This window comes from uncultured Roseobacter sp., from assembly GCF_947488185.1.
Classification (GTDB): domain Bacteria; phylum Pseudomonadota; class Alphaproteobacteria; order Rhodobacterales; family Rhodobacteraceae; genus Roseobacter.
In genome coordinates this window covers 38,093-54,102 of sequence record NZ_CANKYM010000010.1, presented here as the reverse complement: position 1 = coordinate 54,102, position 16,010 = coordinate 38,093, and the positions used below count along the sequence as shown (strand labels likewise).

The 16,010-nt window shown below is 60.4% G+C and carries 16 protein-coding genes and 1 pseudogene; 14 read left to right on the top strand and 3 right to left on the bottom strand.

Features of this window, described 5'->3' with window-relative positions; translation table 11 throughout:
* Positions 1–188 (top strand): annotated as a pseudogene (locus Q1A52_RS22545) (chromosome partitioning protein ParB); the annotation flags it as partial.
* A 209-nt stretch (positions 189–397) separates the two neighbouring features.
* Here Q1A52_RS22545 and Q1A52_RS22540 read toward each other — a convergent pair.
* Together Q1A52_RS22540 and Q1A52_RS22535 are read right to left on the bottom strand one after the other, a co-directional pair.
* On the bottom strand, positions 398–1,702 hold the full coding sequence (locus Q1A52_RS22540) for an HlyD family type I secretion periplasmic adaptor subunit (RefSeq protein WP_300020060.1): 1,305 nt from the start codon (positions 1,700–1,702) through the stop codon (positions 398–400).
* A complete protein-coding gene (locus Q1A52_RS22535; RefSeq protein ID WP_300020058.1) occupies positions 1,699–3,435 on the bottom strand; it encodes a type I secretion system permease/ATPase in 1,737 nt (578 codons plus the stop codon). Before Q1A52_RS22535 ends, Q1A52_RS22540 begins: the two co-directional genes overlap by 4 nt.
* A 439-nt stretch (positions 3,436–3,874) precedes the next feature.
* Here Q1A52_RS22535 and Q1A52_RS22530 point away from each other — a divergent pair, with 439 nt between their 5' ends.
* The 11 genes from Q1A52_RS22530 (at position 3,875) to Q1A52_RS22480 (ending at position 12,303) form a co-directional block, all read left to right on the top strand.
* Positions 3,875–4,069, top strand: coding sequence for a DUF2892 domain-containing protein (locus tag Q1A52_RS22530; RefSeq protein WP_300020056.1), 195 nt, complete (start codon positions 3,875–3,877; stop codon positions 4,067–4,069).
* A gap of 143 nt (positions 4,070–4,212) precedes the next feature.
* The gene (locus Q1A52_RS22525) at positions 4,213–4,887 is read left to right on the top strand and encodes a Crp/Fnr family transcriptional regulator (protein ID WP_300020054.1); all 675 of its coding nucleotides are present in this window, start codon (positions 4,213–4,215) and stop codon (positions 4,885–4,887) included.
* Positions 4,888–5,006: 119 nt separating this feature from the next.
* Positions 5,007–5,444, top strand: coding sequence for a YeeE/YedE thiosulfate transporter family protein (locus tag Q1A52_RS22520; protein WP_300020053.1), 438 nt, complete (start codon positions 5,007–5,009; stop codon positions 5,442–5,444).
* A 3-nt stretch (positions 5,445–5,447) separates the two neighbouring features.
* Positions 5,448–5,882 carry a DUF6691 family protein gene (locus Q1A52_RS22515; protein ID WP_300020051.1) on the top strand — a complete coding sequence of 145 codons (435 nt, stop codon included), beginning with the start codon at positions 5,448–5,450 and terminating at the stop codon, positions 5,880–5,882.
* Positions 5,883–6,082: 200 nt separating this feature from the next.
* Positions 6,083–6,481 (top strand): GFA family protein, encoded by a 399-nt coding sequence (locus Q1A52_RS22510; RefSeq protein WP_299832469.1) that lies wholly within the window; start codon positions 6,083–6,085, stop codon positions 6,479–6,481.
* Positions 6,482–6,706: 225 nt separating this feature from the next.
* Entirely contained in the window at positions 6,707–8,617 is a 1,911-nt protein-coding gene (locus Q1A52_RS22505) for a bifunctional diguanylate cyclase/phosphodiesterase (protein ID WP_300020048.1), read from the top strand.
* A 194-nt stretch (positions 8,618–8,811) separates the two neighbouring features.
* Positions 8,812–9,576 (top strand): SDR family oxidoreductase, encoded by a 765-nt coding sequence (locus tag Q1A52_RS22500; protein ID WP_300020046.1) that lies wholly within the window; start codon positions 8,812–8,814, stop codon positions 9,574–9,576.
* A complete protein-coding gene (locus tag Q1A52_RS22495; RefSeq protein ID WP_300020044.1) occupies positions 9,576–10,076 on the top strand; it encodes a gluconokinase in 501 nt (166 codons plus the stop codon). Before Q1A52_RS22500 ends, Q1A52_RS22495 begins: the two co-directional genes overlap by 1 nt.
* Complete coding sequence (locus Q1A52_RS22490; protein WP_300020043.1) at positions 10,073–10,960, top strand: NAD(P)-dependent oxidoreductase; 888 nt, start codon at positions 10,073–10,075, stop codon at positions 10,958–10,960. The genes Q1A52_RS22495 and Q1A52_RS22490 overlap by 4 nt, the downstream gene beginning before the upstream one ends.
* Positions 10,957–11,289, top strand: a complete 333-nt coding sequence (locus tag Q1A52_RS22485; protein WP_300020041.1) for an antibiotic biosynthesis monooxygenase — start codon at positions 10,957–10,959, stop codon at positions 11,287–11,289. Before Q1A52_RS22490 ends, Q1A52_RS22485 begins: the two co-directional genes overlap by 4 nt.
* A gap of 6 nt (positions 11,290–11,295) precedes the next feature.
* The gene (locus Q1A52_RS22480; protein WP_299832482.1) at positions 11,296–12,303 is read left to right on the top strand and encodes a LacI family DNA-binding transcriptional regulator; all 1,008 of its coding nucleotides are present in this window, start codon (positions 11,296–11,298) and stop codon (positions 12,301–12,303) included.
* Here Q1A52_RS22480 and Q1A52_RS22475 read toward each other — a convergent pair.
* Positions 12,300–13,307 carry a LacI family DNA-binding transcriptional regulator gene (locus tag Q1A52_RS22475; protein ID WP_300020039.1) on the bottom strand — a complete coding sequence of 336 codons (1,008 nt, stop codon included), beginning with the start codon at positions 13,305–13,307 and terminating at the stop codon, positions 12,300–12,302. The two genes, Q1A52_RS22480 and Q1A52_RS22475, sit on opposite strands and share 4 nt — an antisense overlap.
* A 152-nt stretch (positions 13,308–13,459) precedes the next feature.
* On the opposite strand from Q1A52_RS22475, the gene Q1A52_RS22470 reads away from it, so the two are divergent.
* Together Q1A52_RS22470 and Q1A52_RS22465 are read left to right on the top strand one after the other, a co-directional pair.
* Positions 13,460–14,986 carry a sugar ABC transporter ATP-binding protein gene (locus tag Q1A52_RS22470; protein WP_300020037.1) on the top strand — a complete coding sequence of 509 codons (1,527 nt, stop codon included), beginning with the start codon at positions 13,460–13,462 and terminating at the stop codon, positions 14,984–14,986.
* Entirely contained in the window at positions 14,973–15,995 is a 1,023-nt protein-coding gene (locus Q1A52_RS22465; RefSeq protein WP_300020035.1) for an ABC transporter permease, read from the top strand. Before Q1A52_RS22470 ends, Q1A52_RS22465 begins: the two co-directional genes overlap by 14 nt.
* Positions 15,996–16,010 lie beyond the last annotated feature (15 nt).

Here is a 16,010-nt window from a genome sequence, read left to right as displayed (position 1 = left end):
CCGCGAAGCAAGGTGCGGAGCCCAAGCAGAAGTTTGAATTCTTCTTGGGTGAGACCAAGATCACGGCGCGGATGGGGGAATGCCGGATTGTGAGTGACCGTGATTTCGCAACGATTCCCAAGGCGCGTCTGGAAGAGGCGGTAAAGGCTTTCGAGGCGGCCTTGGCGGGCGGCCCCCGCATTCGATAGGGGTGTTACCCGTGGGTAACCGGTGTATTGCCGGGTTACCCACGGGTAACGCGCTCATTGAGCCGCGAAAACAAATTTTCCGTTTAGTAACAGTGATTTAGATTCTTCTAGGGCTAAGTATTGCTCTACGCGGCAACGATGTCCGCCTGTGTGATCCCCCGACGCAATCCCCAAAGAGCTGGCACATGCCGCCTTGTTAGAGCCTTGTTTCAGCTTTCGCGGAAAGCGCGGGCAAAGTAATCGGCAACCGGTTTGACAAGATAGGCGAGGGGGGTCCGGTCCCCGGTCTTGATGTAGGCTTCGACCGGCATGCCCGGAATGAGCACCGTGCCATCGGCCAGCTTGTCCATCTCGCCCTCATTCAACACGATCTCGGCGCGATAGTAGCTTTGACCTGTGGCCTCGTCCTCGAAGGCATCCGCCGAGATCTGCACCACGCGACCGTAGAGTTCCGGCGTCGTGCGCTGGTCGAGCGCGGAGAGGCGCAGGGTCACGTCCTGGCCGGCAACAAGCTGGTCAATGTGGATCAGATCCACTCGCGCGGCGATCACCAGCGGGCGATCCTGCGGGACAAGGAACATCACCGGTTCCGCCGCCCGGATCACCGAACGGGGGGTGCGTACCTGCATGCCGTAGATCACGCCGGACACGGGCGCGCGGATTTTCAGCCGGTCGATCTCCTCGCGCAGGGCACTGCGTTGTTCGATCAGTTCGAGCTCGCGCGCGCGCAGGTCGCGCAGGCGGGTGATGGCTTCTTCGCGGGTGCCGGTCGAGAGCTTGAGCCGTTCGATATCAATCTCTGTAATGCGGCCTTGTGCCTGTGCCTTGGAGGCGGCCAGTTCGCCCAGCTGACCATTCAGGCGGGCGGATTCCCGTTGCAGGCTGAGCACGGTCCCTGCTTGCGTCAGCTGCCGTTCCAGCAGGGATTGCTGGTTGGCCAGCTCCTCTTCGATCAGCGCCAGCTGCCTTGTCAGCGAGACCTCCTGCGCTTCGATCCCGGAAATCTGGCTGCGGATCTGACCGGACCGTTTGGAGAGCTGGTCACTCTCCTGCGCAACCGAGGCACGGCGTGCCTTGAAGAGGTTGGTCTGCCCGTCAATCAGTTCCTGAACATCCGCATCGCCCTGTCCGACCTGCAAGACCTCTGCATCGAAATCGATATTGTCTTTCTCGTCACGTTCGGCTTCCAGTCGGCCACGCCGCGCCATCATTTCAAAAAGCTGATCCTCGACAATCGCAAGCTGCGAGGAGAGCTGGGCGCCATCCAGTTGCAGCAAGAGATCACCTGCCTGCACGGTGTCGCCTTCATCCACGAGGATTTCGGCCACTGTGCCGCCGGTTTCATGCTGGACGATCTGGCGATTGCGGTCGACTTCGAACCGACCCGATGAAACCACGGCACCGGAAATCTGGGTCAGCGCCGCCCAGGCGCCGAACCCACCAACAAGCACCACCAACCCGATAAATCCGAGTATCAGGGGGGTGCGGGCCGACCATTGTGCCGTGTCGCTCATGTCACGCCTCCTGCACCTGCGGGTGCCTGTTTGATCTGTTTATGATTTTTCACCATGCCGGTGAGCACGTCATCCTTGGGTCCGAAGGCCACACGCATGCCGTTGTCAAGCACCAGAAGCGTATCACATTCCTGAATGGCCGCGGGGCGGTGCGCCATGATCAGTACGGAGCTGCCGTTTTTCTTGAGCGCGCGGATCGCGGCGTTCAGGGCCTGGCTGCCGTCGTTGTCGAGGTTGGAATTGGGTTCGTCCAACACCACCAGCACCGGGTCCTTGTAGAGCGCGCGGGCAAGGCCGATGCGTTGCATCTGACCCCCTGAAAGCCGCGATTGGCCTGCCACGATGAGGGTGTCATAGCCTTTGGGCAGATCAAGGATCATCTGGTGCGCGGCGGCCTTCTTGGCGGCTTCCACGACCTTTTCGGGGTTTGGGGTCGCCTCCAGCCGGGCAATGTTTTCGGCAATGGTGCCGTCAAAAAGCTGCACGCGTTGCGGCAGGTAGCCGATATGCTGGCCCAGCACATGCGGCGCATATTGATCGAGTGTCGCGCCATCGAGGCGGATGGAGCCAGCGGTAGGGGCCCAGACGCCGGTCAGCGCGCGGGCGAGGGTGGATTTACCCGCGCCAGAGGGGCCGATGATGCCAATGGCCTGACCGGGCTTCACCTCGAAGCTCAGCGATTTGAGCGAGGCCTGACGTTCGCCGGGGGGCACCACGCTGAGCTGTTTCACGGCGAGCTTGGCCTTGGGCGCGGGCAGGGGGGTGGTTTCCCGTTCCAGCGGCACCGCGCCCAGCAGTTCGCAGAGGTTTTCCCAGCCTTTCATGGCCCGTTGCACCAGTGGCCATTGGTTCAGCGCCAGTTCCACCGGGGCGAGGGCCCGGCCCAGCAGAATAGAGCCTGCGATCATCGCGCCCGCAGTCATCTCGTTGTGCAGCACCAGCCAGGCGCCGATGCCCAGCATGGCCGATTGCAGCAGCAGGCGCAGTGACTTGGTCAGCGAGGAGAAGATGCCGGTTACGTCCGTCGCCTGCACTTGCCGACCCAGTGACTGGCTGCGCGCGGTCTGCCAGCGGGCAAAGGCGGCGTCGCGCATGCCCATGGCCTGCACCATTTCCGATTCGTTACGGATCTGGTCCGACATCAGGGTGGCAACATGGCCCGCATGTGTCGCGCTGGCCTGCGGTTCGCGGGACAGAAGCTGGTTTGCAAGCGCGATCAGGATCAGCACGACGGCGCCCCCGACGGCGAAATACCCAAGGATCGGGTGGAACAGGAAAATCCCGGCAAAGAACACCGGGGTCCACGGCAGGTCAAAGGCGGCCATCAGCACGGGCGAGGTCATCAGCCGTTGCACGGATTCCAGATCCGACAGCCCGGTCTGTGTTTTCACGTCCGGGGCCACCACCGATTTTCGGATCACGGCGTCAAAGACGCGGCGGTCCATATCCGCCTGAAACCGCGCGCCGACGCGGGCCATGATACGCCCGCGGGTGTAGTCGAGGATGCCCATGATGCCGTACATGAAGATCACGATCATGGAGAGCGCGATCAGTGTTTCTTCGGACCCGGATCCGAGCACGCGGTCGTAGACCTGCAGCATGTAGAGCGGGCCGGTCAACATCAGCAGATTGGCGAAGAGGCTGAAGAGGGCCACGGCCCAATAGAGGTGTCGGCTGCGTCTGCGGACGCGCCGCAACTCCTTTTCACCGATTTTCGTGTAAGAACTTTTCATCGGTAGTATCCGTCCGTTTACTGCGCCACAGCGCCCTATATACCGAAGTGCCAAATCGACCAAAGGGGTGAAATCGCATGGTCTTTATGCAATTTTTCCGGTTCAGGGCAGGCCGCGGCCAATGGTATTTTTAATATCGTCGTGCCGTTGCAGGGCACATGGTTCAAAGCCCGACGCTTACTTTGGTTCCAATGGGATATCAACGCATTCCACCACTCAGGGTAGGCGGGGAGGGGGGTGGATACACGTTCTTTGCCGCCAGAAGGGGATGGGGCCAGCGGATTCGTGCTGTTTTCCCGGTCGGTTGATCACAAGGACGCGACGGGATGAAACGGACACCGGGCCCCTGCCGGGTTTGTGGGGAGGCTTGGTGACAATGTCACCAAGGCGCGCGCCGGGCGCATGAGATAGAGCGGGTATCAATCGAAGGAGATATCCGATGCAAGTTACAAGAAACCTTGGAACGGCGGACCGGGCGATCCGCCTTATTGGCGGTGGCGCTCTGGTGGTTCTGGCCCTGATGGGGATCATTGGGGTCTGGGGCTGGATTGGTCTTGTCCTCGTGGCGACGGCGTTTATGAATTTCTGCCCGATCTACCGCCTGATCGGTCTCAAGACCTGTTCCGACTGCTAGGCCCCTGCGCGGTCAAGACACGTTGAAAAAACCGCTCTGGCCTGTCACTGATGCAGCATTCCGCGATGGTGCATCATGACACGGACCCGCAACAGAGATGACATGCCGAGACCCCGGTGCGGGGCGGCTGCGGGGTGCGCGCCATGACCGGGCGCGAAACGCCTTGGGTCGAACGGTTTCCCGGGCTGTCCCGGCTTGCGCAGGAGACCAAGGATCTGCTGCTGTCGAAAAGCAGTATCGTTGAGGTGCCGTCCGGTACGGTCATTTTCGGACCGGGCAAATCACCCGAGAACATGCTGTTCCTGCTGGAGGGTACGGTGCGTGTGCAGCAGGTCTCGGACACCGGCCGGGAAATCGTGCTTTACCGCATTCATTCAGGCGAAAGCTGTGTGCTGACCACGGCCTGTCTGCTGGCGTACGAGGATTACGCAGCGGAAGGGATCGCAGAGACAGCGGTTCGGGCCGTGGCGGTGCCGCGCAAGGTGTTTGACGACCTGGTGGGCCAGTCGAAAGCCTTTCGCGATTTTGTTTTCGCCGCGTTCTCCAAGCGGATCACCGACCTTTTCCTGATGGTGGACGAGGTGGCGTTCCAACGGATGGATGTGCGCCTTGGTCAGCGTCTGCTGGCGCTGGCGGATGCCGCAGGCGCGATTGCGACCACGCATCAGAAACTATCAATCGAGCTTGGCACCGCCCGCGAGGTGGTGTCGCGGCAGTTGCAGGAATTCCAGCGGCGCGGCTGGGTGCAGCAGTCCCGCGGCAAGGTCAGGATATGTGACAGGCGGGCATTGGAAAATCTGGTGGAACACCATGGCTAGGCCGGGTCGTTGGTGACAATGTCACTGAGGCGCAGATGGCCCCCGGGGTAGAATGCTCTCAAACGCGGCACTGATGTGGTGCCGGGCCGAACACTCAGCTGAAAACGGAGCCGTACCAGATGCTGATCGAAACGGAATTCACCCCGATACAGTCGCTTACGGGCGGCGTGCTAATCGGCATGGCCGCTGTCCTGCTGATGGGCCTGATGGGGCGCATCATGGGGGCCACAGGTGTTCTGACCGGGGTGATCGTGCCGCAAGGCTGGCCTGACTGGTCGTGGCGCGCCGCCGTGATCCTGGGCATGATCAGCGGACCGGTTGCCGTCTTTGCCCTGACCGGTCAGATGCCCGCCGTGCAGGTGCCCGTCAGCCTGACCATGCTGATCATCGGCGGCTTTCTGGTCGGGATCGGTGTCACCTATGGCGCGGGCTGTACGTCCGGGCACGGGGTCTGCGGTATGGCGCGTCTGTCGCCCCGCTCCATCGTTGCGACGGTGACTTTCATGGGGGCCACAGGGCTGACCGTCTTCGTCATACGCCACTGGATCGGAGGGTAGGAGATGAAACTGCTTGCAAGCTATGTGGTGGGTCTGATTTTCGGCATCGGGATTGCCATCTCGGGCATGGCCAATCCGGCGAAGGTCACGAATTTCTTTGATGTCGCCGGGATATGGGACCCCAGCCTTGCCTTTGTCATGGGCGGCGCGCTGGTTGTGACGTTCATTGGGTACAGGCTGGTGTTGCGGCGGTCTGGACCAGTCCTCGCCCCGGCCTTCCAGCTGCCCACGCGGCAGGATCTGGATGCCCGCCTGCTGCTTGGGTCCGCTGTCTTTGGCGTCGGTTGGGGGATTGCGGGGTTCTGCCCGGGCGGTGCCCTGCCAGCGCTTGGGACCGGCAGGATCGAGGTTTACGTTTTTGTCGCCGCGCTGATCTGCGGCATCCTGGTGGCCAAGGCGGTTCAGGGCTGGACCTCACCCAGGCCAACCCCCGCCTAGTCCACCGCGTCGACGTGCGGCGCCGGAGGTGCTTCGGCACCAGTCTTTTCACCTGAATTCTCGGGGCGAGCGGCATGCCTGTTTCTCGTCGCGCATGATTGGTGCGGCGGGTTTGGCGGCACGTACTCCATCATTGATTGCTTTCAGATGTTCTTGTAATGTTCTCATCAAGGACACATCTATCAGAGAGGATTGCGCCAATGATCAAGGGAAGCTGTTGCTGTGGGGCGGTGAAGTTCGAGCTTTTGGCCGAGCCATCGATGATGGGCACCTGCCATTGTTCCCGGTGCCGTAAACTTGGGGCAAGTGTGATTGTTTTTATCAAAAGGGCAGATCTGAAATGGGTGCAGGGCCGGGAAGAGATCGCCGTTTTCGCACCCGTGGCGCCCTATAAGTACAGCAGATGTTTCTGTAAAATTTGTGGCACATCGCTGGGTGAAATCCTGTCTGAGGACGATAGTTTCCCAATTGCGGCAAACACGCTCGACGATGCGCTGGCGGTGAAAAACAAGTTTCACGAATTTGTTTCCGAAAAGCCCTCCTGGTACGAAATCTGCGATGGGGCCAAGCAATTCGACGGGCATCCAACCTCTGCCTGAAGAACCGTCTTTTGGGTGTGAGAGCGGACCGCATGAAGCCTCGCAAATGCGTTGGTTAAATTGCGGATAAAAATCGAAATGCATTCCGGGAATTTGCCTACAGCTTCTTAACGTGCCTGCGCCAGAAAAGGGCGTAATCACGAATTCGAGAGCTTTGATATGGCGGCTAAAATCCTGTCTTCGAGAGGTAAAACAGGTTCCCTGGTGAGGAAGTTCGCTCCTCCGTTGGCAATACTGCTTGTGCTGACCTGTGCCATCGTTCTCGGGGTTCACCTGCTGATTGACAGGGCGATCGACGGGGCGATCAAAAGCCATGCGGAAATGGACGCGATGAAATGGGCCAGGGAGCTCAATTCGAACTTGCTGGAGTCGGGGGATGCACTGGCCAACGGGGCGTTGACCGAGGATCAGAAGGCCGTCATCGATGCGGCGATCAAATTTGGCAATGTCTACGCATTCATAGTCTACGACACCTCCGGCCAGATGGTCTATTCGTCAGATTACGGCGCTCCTGACCCCGGCGCGGTCCGCACGGTCAACCAAACCGCGCAGCAGGTGGTCGCATCCGGCACCTCCAACGTGGAAGTGGTCCAGAGAGTAAGCCCGTCCGGCAGTCAAAGCGTTTTCGTGGATGCTCTTGTCTCTGCGAAGGGACAAGATGGCCAGGCTATCGGTGCGGTTCAGGTCTATTTGGACAAATCCGACATCGCCACTTTTTACCACAGCCTGCTGGACTGGATGGGGTTGTTGTTGCCAGTCGTATGTGCCGTCATTTACGCCATTCCTTCCGTTGCATTTGTCATGAAGCGTGAACAGGCTTTCGCGCGGAACGAACGTGTCCGCCAGCTGTCGCGATATGATGCTTTGACCGGTGCGTTGAACCGGCACACCATGAGTACGGAGGCTAAGAAGCGCTTTGCTGACCGTGACACATACGGAGAAATCGGTGTGTTTTTCCTGGACGTGGACAAGTTCAAGAGCGTCAATGACACGCATGGGCACGAGTTCGGAGACGCGTATCTCAAACACATCGCCTCACTCCTGATCAGCACTGTGCGAGAGACCGATCTGGTTGGCCGCATGGGTGGTGATGAGTTTGTTGTCTGCTTTCCGAATGCCTCTTTTGAGTTCCTGGATGAGGTGGGGCACAAGATCCTGAATGAGGCCAACCAGCCTTTTGAATACAAGGGAAAAACCATACAGGGCAGTCTCAGCATCGGTGTGCATCTTGCTGAGCTGGAGGAAAGTGGGCCGGAAGCGTTGCACGCCGCGGATCTGGCGCTTTACCACGCCAAGACAAACGGCCGGAACAGGATGCAGGTCTACTTCAGCGCGCTTGATGCCGCTTTGCTCAGGCGCTGCGCGGTCGAGGCGCGGATGCGGGAAGCGCTGGAAAGAGATGAGTTCGAAATTCACTTCCAACCGCTGTCAAAGCCGAGTGATGGATCGATCATCGGGTTTGAGGCTCTGCTCCGCCTGAACAGTGTTGATGGCACGCCGATCTGTCCAACCGAGTTCATCCCGATTGCCGAGGAAACAGGGATGATCCAGGTGTTGGGCATGCGCACGCTGAGGCAAGCCATCGAAACGGCCAAGACCTGGCCGGATGATATTTTTCTGTCGGTCAATCTTTCGCCGGCGCAATTTCAGAAGGGTGATCTTGTCACAGAGATAGAGGCGCTTCTGACCGAACTGGACTTCCCGGCCCGCCGTCTCGAACTCGAGGTGACCGAAAATCTACTGATGGCCGATGAAGAGCGGGTGTCCGCGCAGCTGGTTGGGCTCAAGCGCATGGGTATTTCAATCGCCATGGATGATTTCGGGACCGGGTACTCAAGCCTCGGGTACCTGTGGAAGTACGACTTCGACAAGCTGAAGATCGACCGGGTGTTTCTGGAAGGCTTTGAATTCGATAACGCGCGGTATCGCGAAATCATCGAAACCATCGTCACGCTTGGTCATAAAATGGGCATGCAGGTTACGGTGGAAGGCGTTGAAAACGAATCCCAGACCGAAATGCTGAACGAGTTTGCGTGTGATCAATACCAAGGGTTCCTTATCGGCAAACCGATGCCTGCGGCGCAGGCGCTGGAAACGATAAGCACCGAGCGCGCTGCAAAACCTTCAGTGGCTTGAACGCTGCCACAAGATCCCGGAACATCATGGCTGAGAGATCGGTATGCTCTTTGTCGTGCGGATATCGACAAATTATCCCCACTAACGCTGTCGATCTGAAGGGTTTCAAATGAATCGTTGACAGAGCCTGTTATCGGTAACATGTTATCGGTAACAAGCATCGAAGACACAACACGGCTGCTTCCGGGGGAAATATGACGGACTTGTTTTCACTGATCGGCAGCAGGGCGCTGATCACCGGTTCATCTCAGGGCATCGGCTTTGCGCTGGCCCGCGGGCTGGCGGCGGCAGGTGCCGAGATCGTATTGAACGGTCGGGATGTTGCGAAGCTGGATCAGGCCGCCGAGATGCTGCGCGGCGAAGGTGCCACGGTTCATACGCTTGTTTTTGATGCCACCGACCATGCGGCCGTACGCACCGCCATCGATGGGTTCGAGGCGGATATCGGGGCAATCCATGTGTTGGTGAACAATGCCGGTATGCAGCACCGCACGGAGCTGGAAAACTTCCCGGCGGATGCTTTTGAGAAGCTGCTGCAAACCAATATCGCAAGTGTCTTTCATGTGGGCCAGGCGGTGGCGCGCCACATGATCGGGCGGGGCAAGGGCAAGATCATCAACATCGCCTCGGTCCAGACCGCCCTGGCCCGTCCGGGCATCGCACCTTACACGGCGACAAAGGGCGCAGTGGGGAACCTGACCAAAGGGATGGCAACCGATTGGGCGAAACACGGGCTGCAGTGCAATGCAATTGCGCCGGGATATTTTGACACGCCATTGAACGCCGCCCTGGTGGCGGACCCTGCGTTTTCCGCGTGGCTGGAAAACCGCACACCTGCGGGCCGCTGGGGCAAGGTGGAAGAGCTCGTGGGCGCTTGCGTGTTCCTTTCAGCGCCGGCTTCGAGTTTCGTCAACGGGCATACGCTTTATGTCGATGGCGGCATCACGGCGTCCCTCTGATGCGGTGCTATGTGCTCATGGGGGTGTCGGGGTGTGGCAAGTCCTCTATTGGGACGGCGCTGTCGGCGCTGTGTCAGATGGACTTCATCGATGGAGATGATCTGCATCCAGAGGCGAACATCCTGAAGATGTCGCGTGGCAAACCGCTGAATGATGCTGACCGGGCGCCATGGCTTGCGGAAGTGGGACGCCGGTTGGCGGATCATGAAGGGCGGGTGGTGATCGGCTGTTCCGCGCTGAAAAAGAAGTACCGCGATATGATCCGGGCGGAGGTGCCGGAGCCCGTGCATTTCCTGCATCTGGACGCGCCGCCGGAAGTGCTGGCCAGGCGGGTGTCATCCCGCGCGAGTCATTTCATGCCGACCAGCCTGCTCGACAGTCAGTTTGCCACGCTGGAACACCTCGAAGCAGGGGAGTGGGGCAGCGAGATCGACATCGCGCGCCCCTATGGGGACGTTGTCGCCCAGTCGGAGAGTTACGTGAGAGGAACCATGATATGAGCGAAAAGATTGCCCTCATCGGGGCAGGGGCCATGGGCGGCGCCATCGGGACCCGGCTGTTGGAGACGGGCAACAGCCTGAACGTCTTTGACCTCGACACCGAAAAGGTCGCGGCGCTGGTGGCGAAGGGCGCGGTTGCCGCGGCCTCGGCGGCCGAAGCATCACGGGATGTGGATTTTGTGATCACCAGCCTAAATGCCTCGCGCATCGTGGGTCTGGCGGCGTTTGGCAAAGACGGGATCGTCGAGGGTGCCCAGGAGGGCACGGTGATCATCGACATGTCATCGATTGAACCGGATGCGACGCGGAACTTTGCCAAGATGGCAGCCGAGCGTGGTCTGGCCTGGGTCGATAGCCCGCTGTCGGGCGGTGCGCCCAAGGCGCTGGTCGGCGAGCTGACGCTGATGGCCGGGGGGGAGGCAAGCGATGTTGAACGGGCGCATCAGGCGTTGAAACATGTCGCCTCGAACTACACCCACATGGGACCGTCCGGGGCGGGGCAGACAACCAAGCTGATCAATCAGGTGCTCTGCGGTCTTGGCTTTCTCGCGGTCGCCGAGGCTACGCAGTTGGCACTGGATGCTGGTGTCGATGCGGAGAAAATACCGCAAGCGCTGAAGGGCGGACGCGCGGACAGCGCGCTGTTGCAGGAGTACCTGCCGCGCTTTGCCACCAAGGATTACCAGCGTACGGGCCGGATCGACAATATGGTCAAGGACCTGAACGCGGTGAATGACCTGGCGCGGCAGACCGGGACGTCGATGCCGATGACGGCGCTTTGCGCCGAGATCCATCGCATGTTGACCGCGGCCGGGTGGGGCGGCGAAGACCAGGCCGCCGTCATGGAGTTTTTCAAAGGGGCAAAAGAGGAGCCAGAGGCATGATTACGCGATTTGCGTTGTTTGAAGGAGCGGTGAAACCCGGCAAGACGGAGGCATTCCGCGCCGCCGTGAAAGAGCGTCTTGTTCCGCTGTGGACCCAATTCCCGGGGAACAGTGATGTGCGGGTGATGTTCAGTGATGACCGGGACGCGGGCGCGCCCGAGTTTCCGCTGATCCTTGCCATCAGCTATCCTGACGCTGCAGCGATGACCGCGGCGCTGGACAGCCCCGCGCGATTTCAGTCTAAAGACGTCACGGGTCAGATCGTAGAGGAATTCTTTGACGGGCGTATTCATCACCATGTCACCGAACGCCATGAATACCGGGCCTGACGGCCAATGAACGCGCGCATCACCATGCGGGACGTGGCGCGCAAGGTCGGCATGTCGCCGATGACGGTGTCGCGTGCGCTGCGCGATGATCGGACGGTCAATGCCGAAACGCGGGCGCTGATTCGCCAGACGGCGAATGATCTGGGCTACATCTACGACACGACCGCGCAGGCGTTTCGCACCCAGCGCAGCGGGTTTGTTGCGGTAACCCTGCCGTCGATCAACAATGCGAATTTCGCAGAGACCTTTCGCGCGTTGTCGGATGGGTTGAGCGGGTCGGGCAGTCAGCTTCTGCTGGCCAGTACGAATTATCGCGCGGGCAAGGAGGAGGAGCTGGTGCGCCAGCTTCTCACCCGTAATCCCGAGGCACTGGTTCTGACCGGCGGTTACCACACGCAGACCACGCGCGATCTGGTCCTGGCGCGGGGCTTGCCGGTGATCGAGATGTGGGATCTGCCGTCGGAGCCCTTGGGGCATGTCGTTGGGTTCTCAAATGCCGAAGCCATGGCGCATGTCGTGCGGCATCTGGCAGACACCGGGCGGCGCAAGCTGGCTTTCGTCGGGGCTTCCAGCGGCGCGGATATGCGCGGGGCGGCACGTCGGCAGGGTGTGGTGGACACGGCCGCCGCCCTGGGCCTGCCCGAGGTGTCGATGATTGACGCGGGGCCTGCACCGGTGTCCATGCGCCACGGCGCCCGCGCGGTTGCCGAGATCGGTGCGGATCTGCGCAAGTATGATGCGCTGGTCTGTGTGTCTGATCCGGTGGCTTTCGGCTGTCTGAGCGCATGCCAGAGGCAGGGGATCGATGTGCCCGGCGATTTGGCGATCACCGGCTTTGGCCGGTTTGAAGTGGCAGAGGTTGCGCATCCAAGGATCACGACCGTCAACGTGCACGCCCGGAAGATCGGGGAGCAGGTGGTAGCGCTGCTGCATGATGTCGTGGACGCGGGGCAGGCGCTTGAGACACGGATCATCGATGTCGGCTCCCAGCTTGTGCCGGGCGAGACCAGCTAGCGGCCCTTTGTATTCCGCACTGTAGAGCCGGGGATTAACCGGAACCCGATGTCTCGGCAGGGTTCAACTGGTTCGTCCGACAGGCGCGCCATCATCATTTCGGCAGCGGCCTGACCCAGTTTCAGGTGCGACACATGCATTGAGGTAAGCCGCTTTGACAGGACGGAGGCGACGGGCAGGTCCCCCCAGCCGGCAATTCCGATGTCTTTGGGCACCTCCAACCCCTTGGCACCGCAGTATTGCAGACCCCCGAACGCCATGGAGTCGTTCTGGTAAAAGATGCATTCGATATCCTTGGAGGAGGCGAGCAACTGCTCGGTCCCGTAGTAGCCCGGATAATAGGTTGCGGTATCGTGCAGGCACAGCTGCCGGGTGACCTCTCCCCCCCCGCCTTCCACGGCCTTGCAGAAACCGTCCAGCCGCGTCGTGGCCGCATTCGCCGTATCATGCGATGTGCCCACGTATCCGATCTTCTGATAGCCACATCCCACCAGATAGCGCCCCATGTCGAAGCCGCTGTCAAAATGGTTGATGCCGACGCTCATATCGAGCGGGCTGGAGTTCAGATCCCAGATTTCGACGATGGGAATACCGGCATTGCGCAGCATGTCGGAGGCGCGCGCCGAGTGGTACCGCCCGGTCAGGATCAGGCCCGCGGGCTGCCAGGAGAGAACGGTCTTGATCCAGTCCTCCTCCTCCTGCAGCGTGTGCTGTGTGAGGCCCAGAACGGATTGGTGCCCGAAGGTGCCGAGCTTGCGGTCGATGCCCTCCAGCACCTGAGAAAACACTTCGTTTCCGAGGTCGGGAATGGAGACCCCGATGAAGGTGGAGTTCTTGTCACCGGCAAAGACCGTGGCCAGGCGATTCGGCAGGTATCCAAGCTGGTCGACCTGCGCCATCACTTTGACACGTGTCTTTTCCGAATACCCCCCCTCACCTCGCAACACGCGACTCGCCGTCATTTTGGACACGCCTGCGGCCTCGGCCACCTGACTGAGGCTCACCTTATTGTTTTTATTGTTCTTTTTATCCATTTGGACGCGTTTATGTTACGGGTAACTTAACGGTTGACAGAAGCTGTATTCCTCATGGATGCTAACGGAATGTTACGGGTAACTCAACGGGGGAGTTGAGGTCCGAGCTTGGGAGGAGCCAAATGCAAAACCTGCAGTCAGGTTTGTTTTTCGATAGTATCGACAAGCATTTTGGCGGGACCTATGCGCTCAAGGATGTGTCGCTGTCCGTTGCGCGCGGCGAGATCGTGGCCCTGTTGGGCGAAAACGGCGCTGGCAAGTCGACCCTGATCAAAGTTCTCGGCGGCATCCACACGCCGGACGCGGGCCGGGTGATGATCGATGGCACTGCTTACCAGCACAAGACCGCCGGTTTCGGAGAGCGCCAGAAGGTTGCCTTCATTCACCAGGACCTGGGCCTGATAGAATGGATGACCGTGGCAGAGAATATTTCGCTTGCGCTCGGTTTCTCGCGCAAGAACGGGCTGATCAAATGGGACGATGTGGAGCGTTTCGCGGTTGAGGCGCTCAAGAAGGTGGATTGCGATTTCGATCCGACCACGCGGGTCGAGGACCTGACCCGGACGGAAAAGTCACTGGTGGCGATTGCCCGGGCGCTGGCAGTGGATAGCGAGTTTCTGGTGCTGGATGAGCCCACGGCGTCTTTGCCAGCGGATGAGGTTGAGCGGCTTTTCCGCGCCCTGCGTCCGTTGCGGGACCGTGGGGTCGGCATGATCTACGTCAGCCACCGTCTCGACGAGATTTTCCAGATTGCCGACCGCGTGGCCGTGCTGCGCGACGGGGCCATGGTTGGTCTGCGCAGCATCGCGCATACGACCCCGGAGGAGCTGGTGCAAAAGATTGTCGGGCGCAAGACGCGGGAGACGGTCAAGGGCGCGGAGGCGCCGGGCGCGCCGATCCTGACGTTGAAAGATTTCCGTGTCGCCGGTGTCGGCCCGCTGGATTTCGAATTGCGCCGCAATGAGGTTGTCGGGTTCGTGGGTCTGCGCGGGGCAGGGCACGAGGCGATTTCCCGCGCGCTCTTTGGTCTGGAGGATTTTTCGGGGCAGGTCACACTGAACGGCGAGACCCCGGATGTCTCCAACCCGCAAAAGGCGTTGCACTCCGGAGTGGGGCTGGTGGCGAAGGATCGGACCGAGGAATCCGTTGCCATGAGCCTGACCATCCGGGAGAACACCTTTCTCAACCCCGAGGGGATCGGGCGCAAACTGCTGAATCTGCTGTCGCCCAAGACCGAGGCGGATCAGGCGGCGATCATCGGCGCGGAACTGGGCTTGTCGCCCAATGATCCGACCCTGGCGATCGAGGCGCTGTCGGGTGGCAATCAGCAAAAGGTGGTGATCGGCCGGTGGCTGGCCACGAAACGCAAATTGCTGATGTGTGAAGACCCGACTGCAGGTGTCGATGTCGGCGCCAAATCCGAGATCTACGCGCTTTTGAACCGGGCATTGGCGGATGGCGTTGGCATCCTCGTTGTCTCGACCGACTTCGAAGAGATCGCGACCGTCTGCCACCGCGCCATTGTCTTCAGCCAGGGTGCCATCGTCGAAGAGTTGAGCGGCACCCGGCTGACCACGGAAAACCTGATCCAATCCGCCTCCGCCGGAAACATCTCGAAATCAGAGGACGCAGTCGATGCAATCGCTTGAATCCAGCGCACTGGAACCCACCAAGACCGACCTGAAAGGTCTGCCCATCGGCAAACGCATCACCCGGTTTCTGCCGGTCTACGGTCTGGTGATCCTGACGATATTCCTGATCGGGCTGTTTTCCGTGCTGCTGCCGAACACCTTCCCGACGATGCTGAACCTGCGCGCCATCATTTCGGACAAGGCCATCATCGCCCTGCTGTCCCTTGGCGCGATGATCCCGATGGCCGCCGGGCGGATTGACCTGACGGTCGGTTACGGGATTGTCCTGTGGCACATTCTGGCGATCAGCCTGCAGACCATGCTCGGGCTGCCCTGGCCCATCGCCGTTGCGGTGGTGCTGGTGCTGGGCGCAACGGCGGGGTTCCTGAACGGTCTGCTGGTGGAGGTCGCCAAGATCGACAGCTTCATCGCGACGCTCGGCACGGGCACGGTTCTTTATGCGCTGGCGCTGTGGCACACTGGCGGGCGTCAGATGGTGGGGCTGCTGCCGGATGGCTTTTACGCGCTCAACACCACCTTTGTCTTCGGGCTACCAATCACCGCCTATTACCTCGTGGTAATTACCGTGGTGATGTGGGTGGTGCTCGAATACACACCCGTCGGCCGGTACCTCTACGCAATCGGCGCGAACCAGAAAGCCGCGCAGCTGAACGGCATTCCAACCCGCAAATACGTGATCGGCGCCTTTGTCGCTTCCGGCACAATGACGGCATTGGCCGGTGTGCTGCTGGCCTCGAAACTGCGGATCGGTCAGGCCTCTGTCGGTCTGGAGTTTCTGCTGCCCGCGCTGGTGGGGGCCTTCCTGGGCTCCACCACGATCAAACCGGGGCGGGTGAACGTCTGGGGGACCATTGTCGGCGTGGTGATCCTCGCCGTTGGTATCTCCGGCATCCAGCAGTTTGGCGGATCGTTCTGGGTCGAGCCGCTTTTTAACGGCGTGACCCTGCTCGTTGCCATTGGCATCGCGGGATACGCGCAACGTCGCAAAGGCGCTGAAAAGCGCTGACTTGAAATCATGCAT

Bases quoted from the DNA above. Each gene is read 5' to 3' on its own strand.
- Q1A52_RS22515 (WP_300020051.1), top strand. From the start codon at position 5,448: ATGAAACTGCTTGCAAGCTATGTGGTGGGTCTGATTTTCGGCATCGGG.
- Q1A52_RS22510 (WP_299832469.1), top strand. From the start codon at position 6,083: ATGATCAAGGGAAGCTGTTGCTGTGGGGCGGTGAAGTTCGAGCTTTTG.
- Q1A52_RS22540 (WP_300020060.1), bottom strand. From the start codon at position 1,702: ATGAGCGACACGGCACAATGGTCGGCCCGCACCCCCCTGATACTCGGA.
- Q1A52_RS22480 (WP_299832482.1), top strand. From the start codon at position 11,296: ATGAACGCGCGCATCACCATGCGGGACGTGGCGCGCAAGGTCGGCATG.
- Q1A52_RS22520 (WP_300020053.1), top strand. From the start codon at position 5,007: ATGCTGATCGAAACGGAATTCACCCCGATACAGTCGCTTACGGGCGGC.
- Q1A52_RS22465 (WP_300020035.1), top strand. From the start codon at position 14,973: ATGCAATCGCTTGAATCCAGCGCACTGGAACCCACCAAGACCGACCTG.
- Q1A52_RS22530 (WP_300020056.1), top strand. From the start codon at position 3,875: ATGCAAGTTACAAGAAACCTTGGAACGGCGGACCGGGCGATCCGCCTT.
- Q1A52_RS22525 (WP_300020054.1), top strand. From the start codon at position 4,213: ATGACCGGGCGCGAAACGCCTTGGGTCGAACGGTTTCCCGGGCTGTCC.
- Q1A52_RS22470 (WP_300020037.1), top strand. From the start codon at position 13,460: ATGCAAAACCTGCAGTCAGGTTTGTTTTTCGATAGTATCGACAAGCAT.
- Q1A52_RS22535 (WP_300020058.1), bottom strand. From the start codon at position 3,435: ATGAAAAGTTCTTACACGAAAATCGGTGAAAAGGAGTTGCGGCGCGTC.
- Q1A52_RS22485 (WP_300020041.1), top strand. From the start codon at position 10,957: ATGATTACGCGATTTGCGTTGTTTGAAGGAGCGGTGAAACCCGGCAAG.
- Q1A52_RS22500 (WP_300020046.1), top strand. From the start codon at position 8,812: ATGACGGACTTGTTTTCACTGATCGGCAGCAGGGCGCTGATCACCGGT.
- Q1A52_RS22495 (WP_300020044.1), top strand. From the start codon at position 9,576: ATGCGGTGCTATGTGCTCATGGGGGTGTCGGGGTGTGGCAAGTCCTCT.
- Q1A52_RS22490 (WP_300020043.1), top strand. From the start codon at position 10,073: ATGAGCGAAAAGATTGCCCTCATCGGGGCAGGGGCCATGGGCGGCGCC.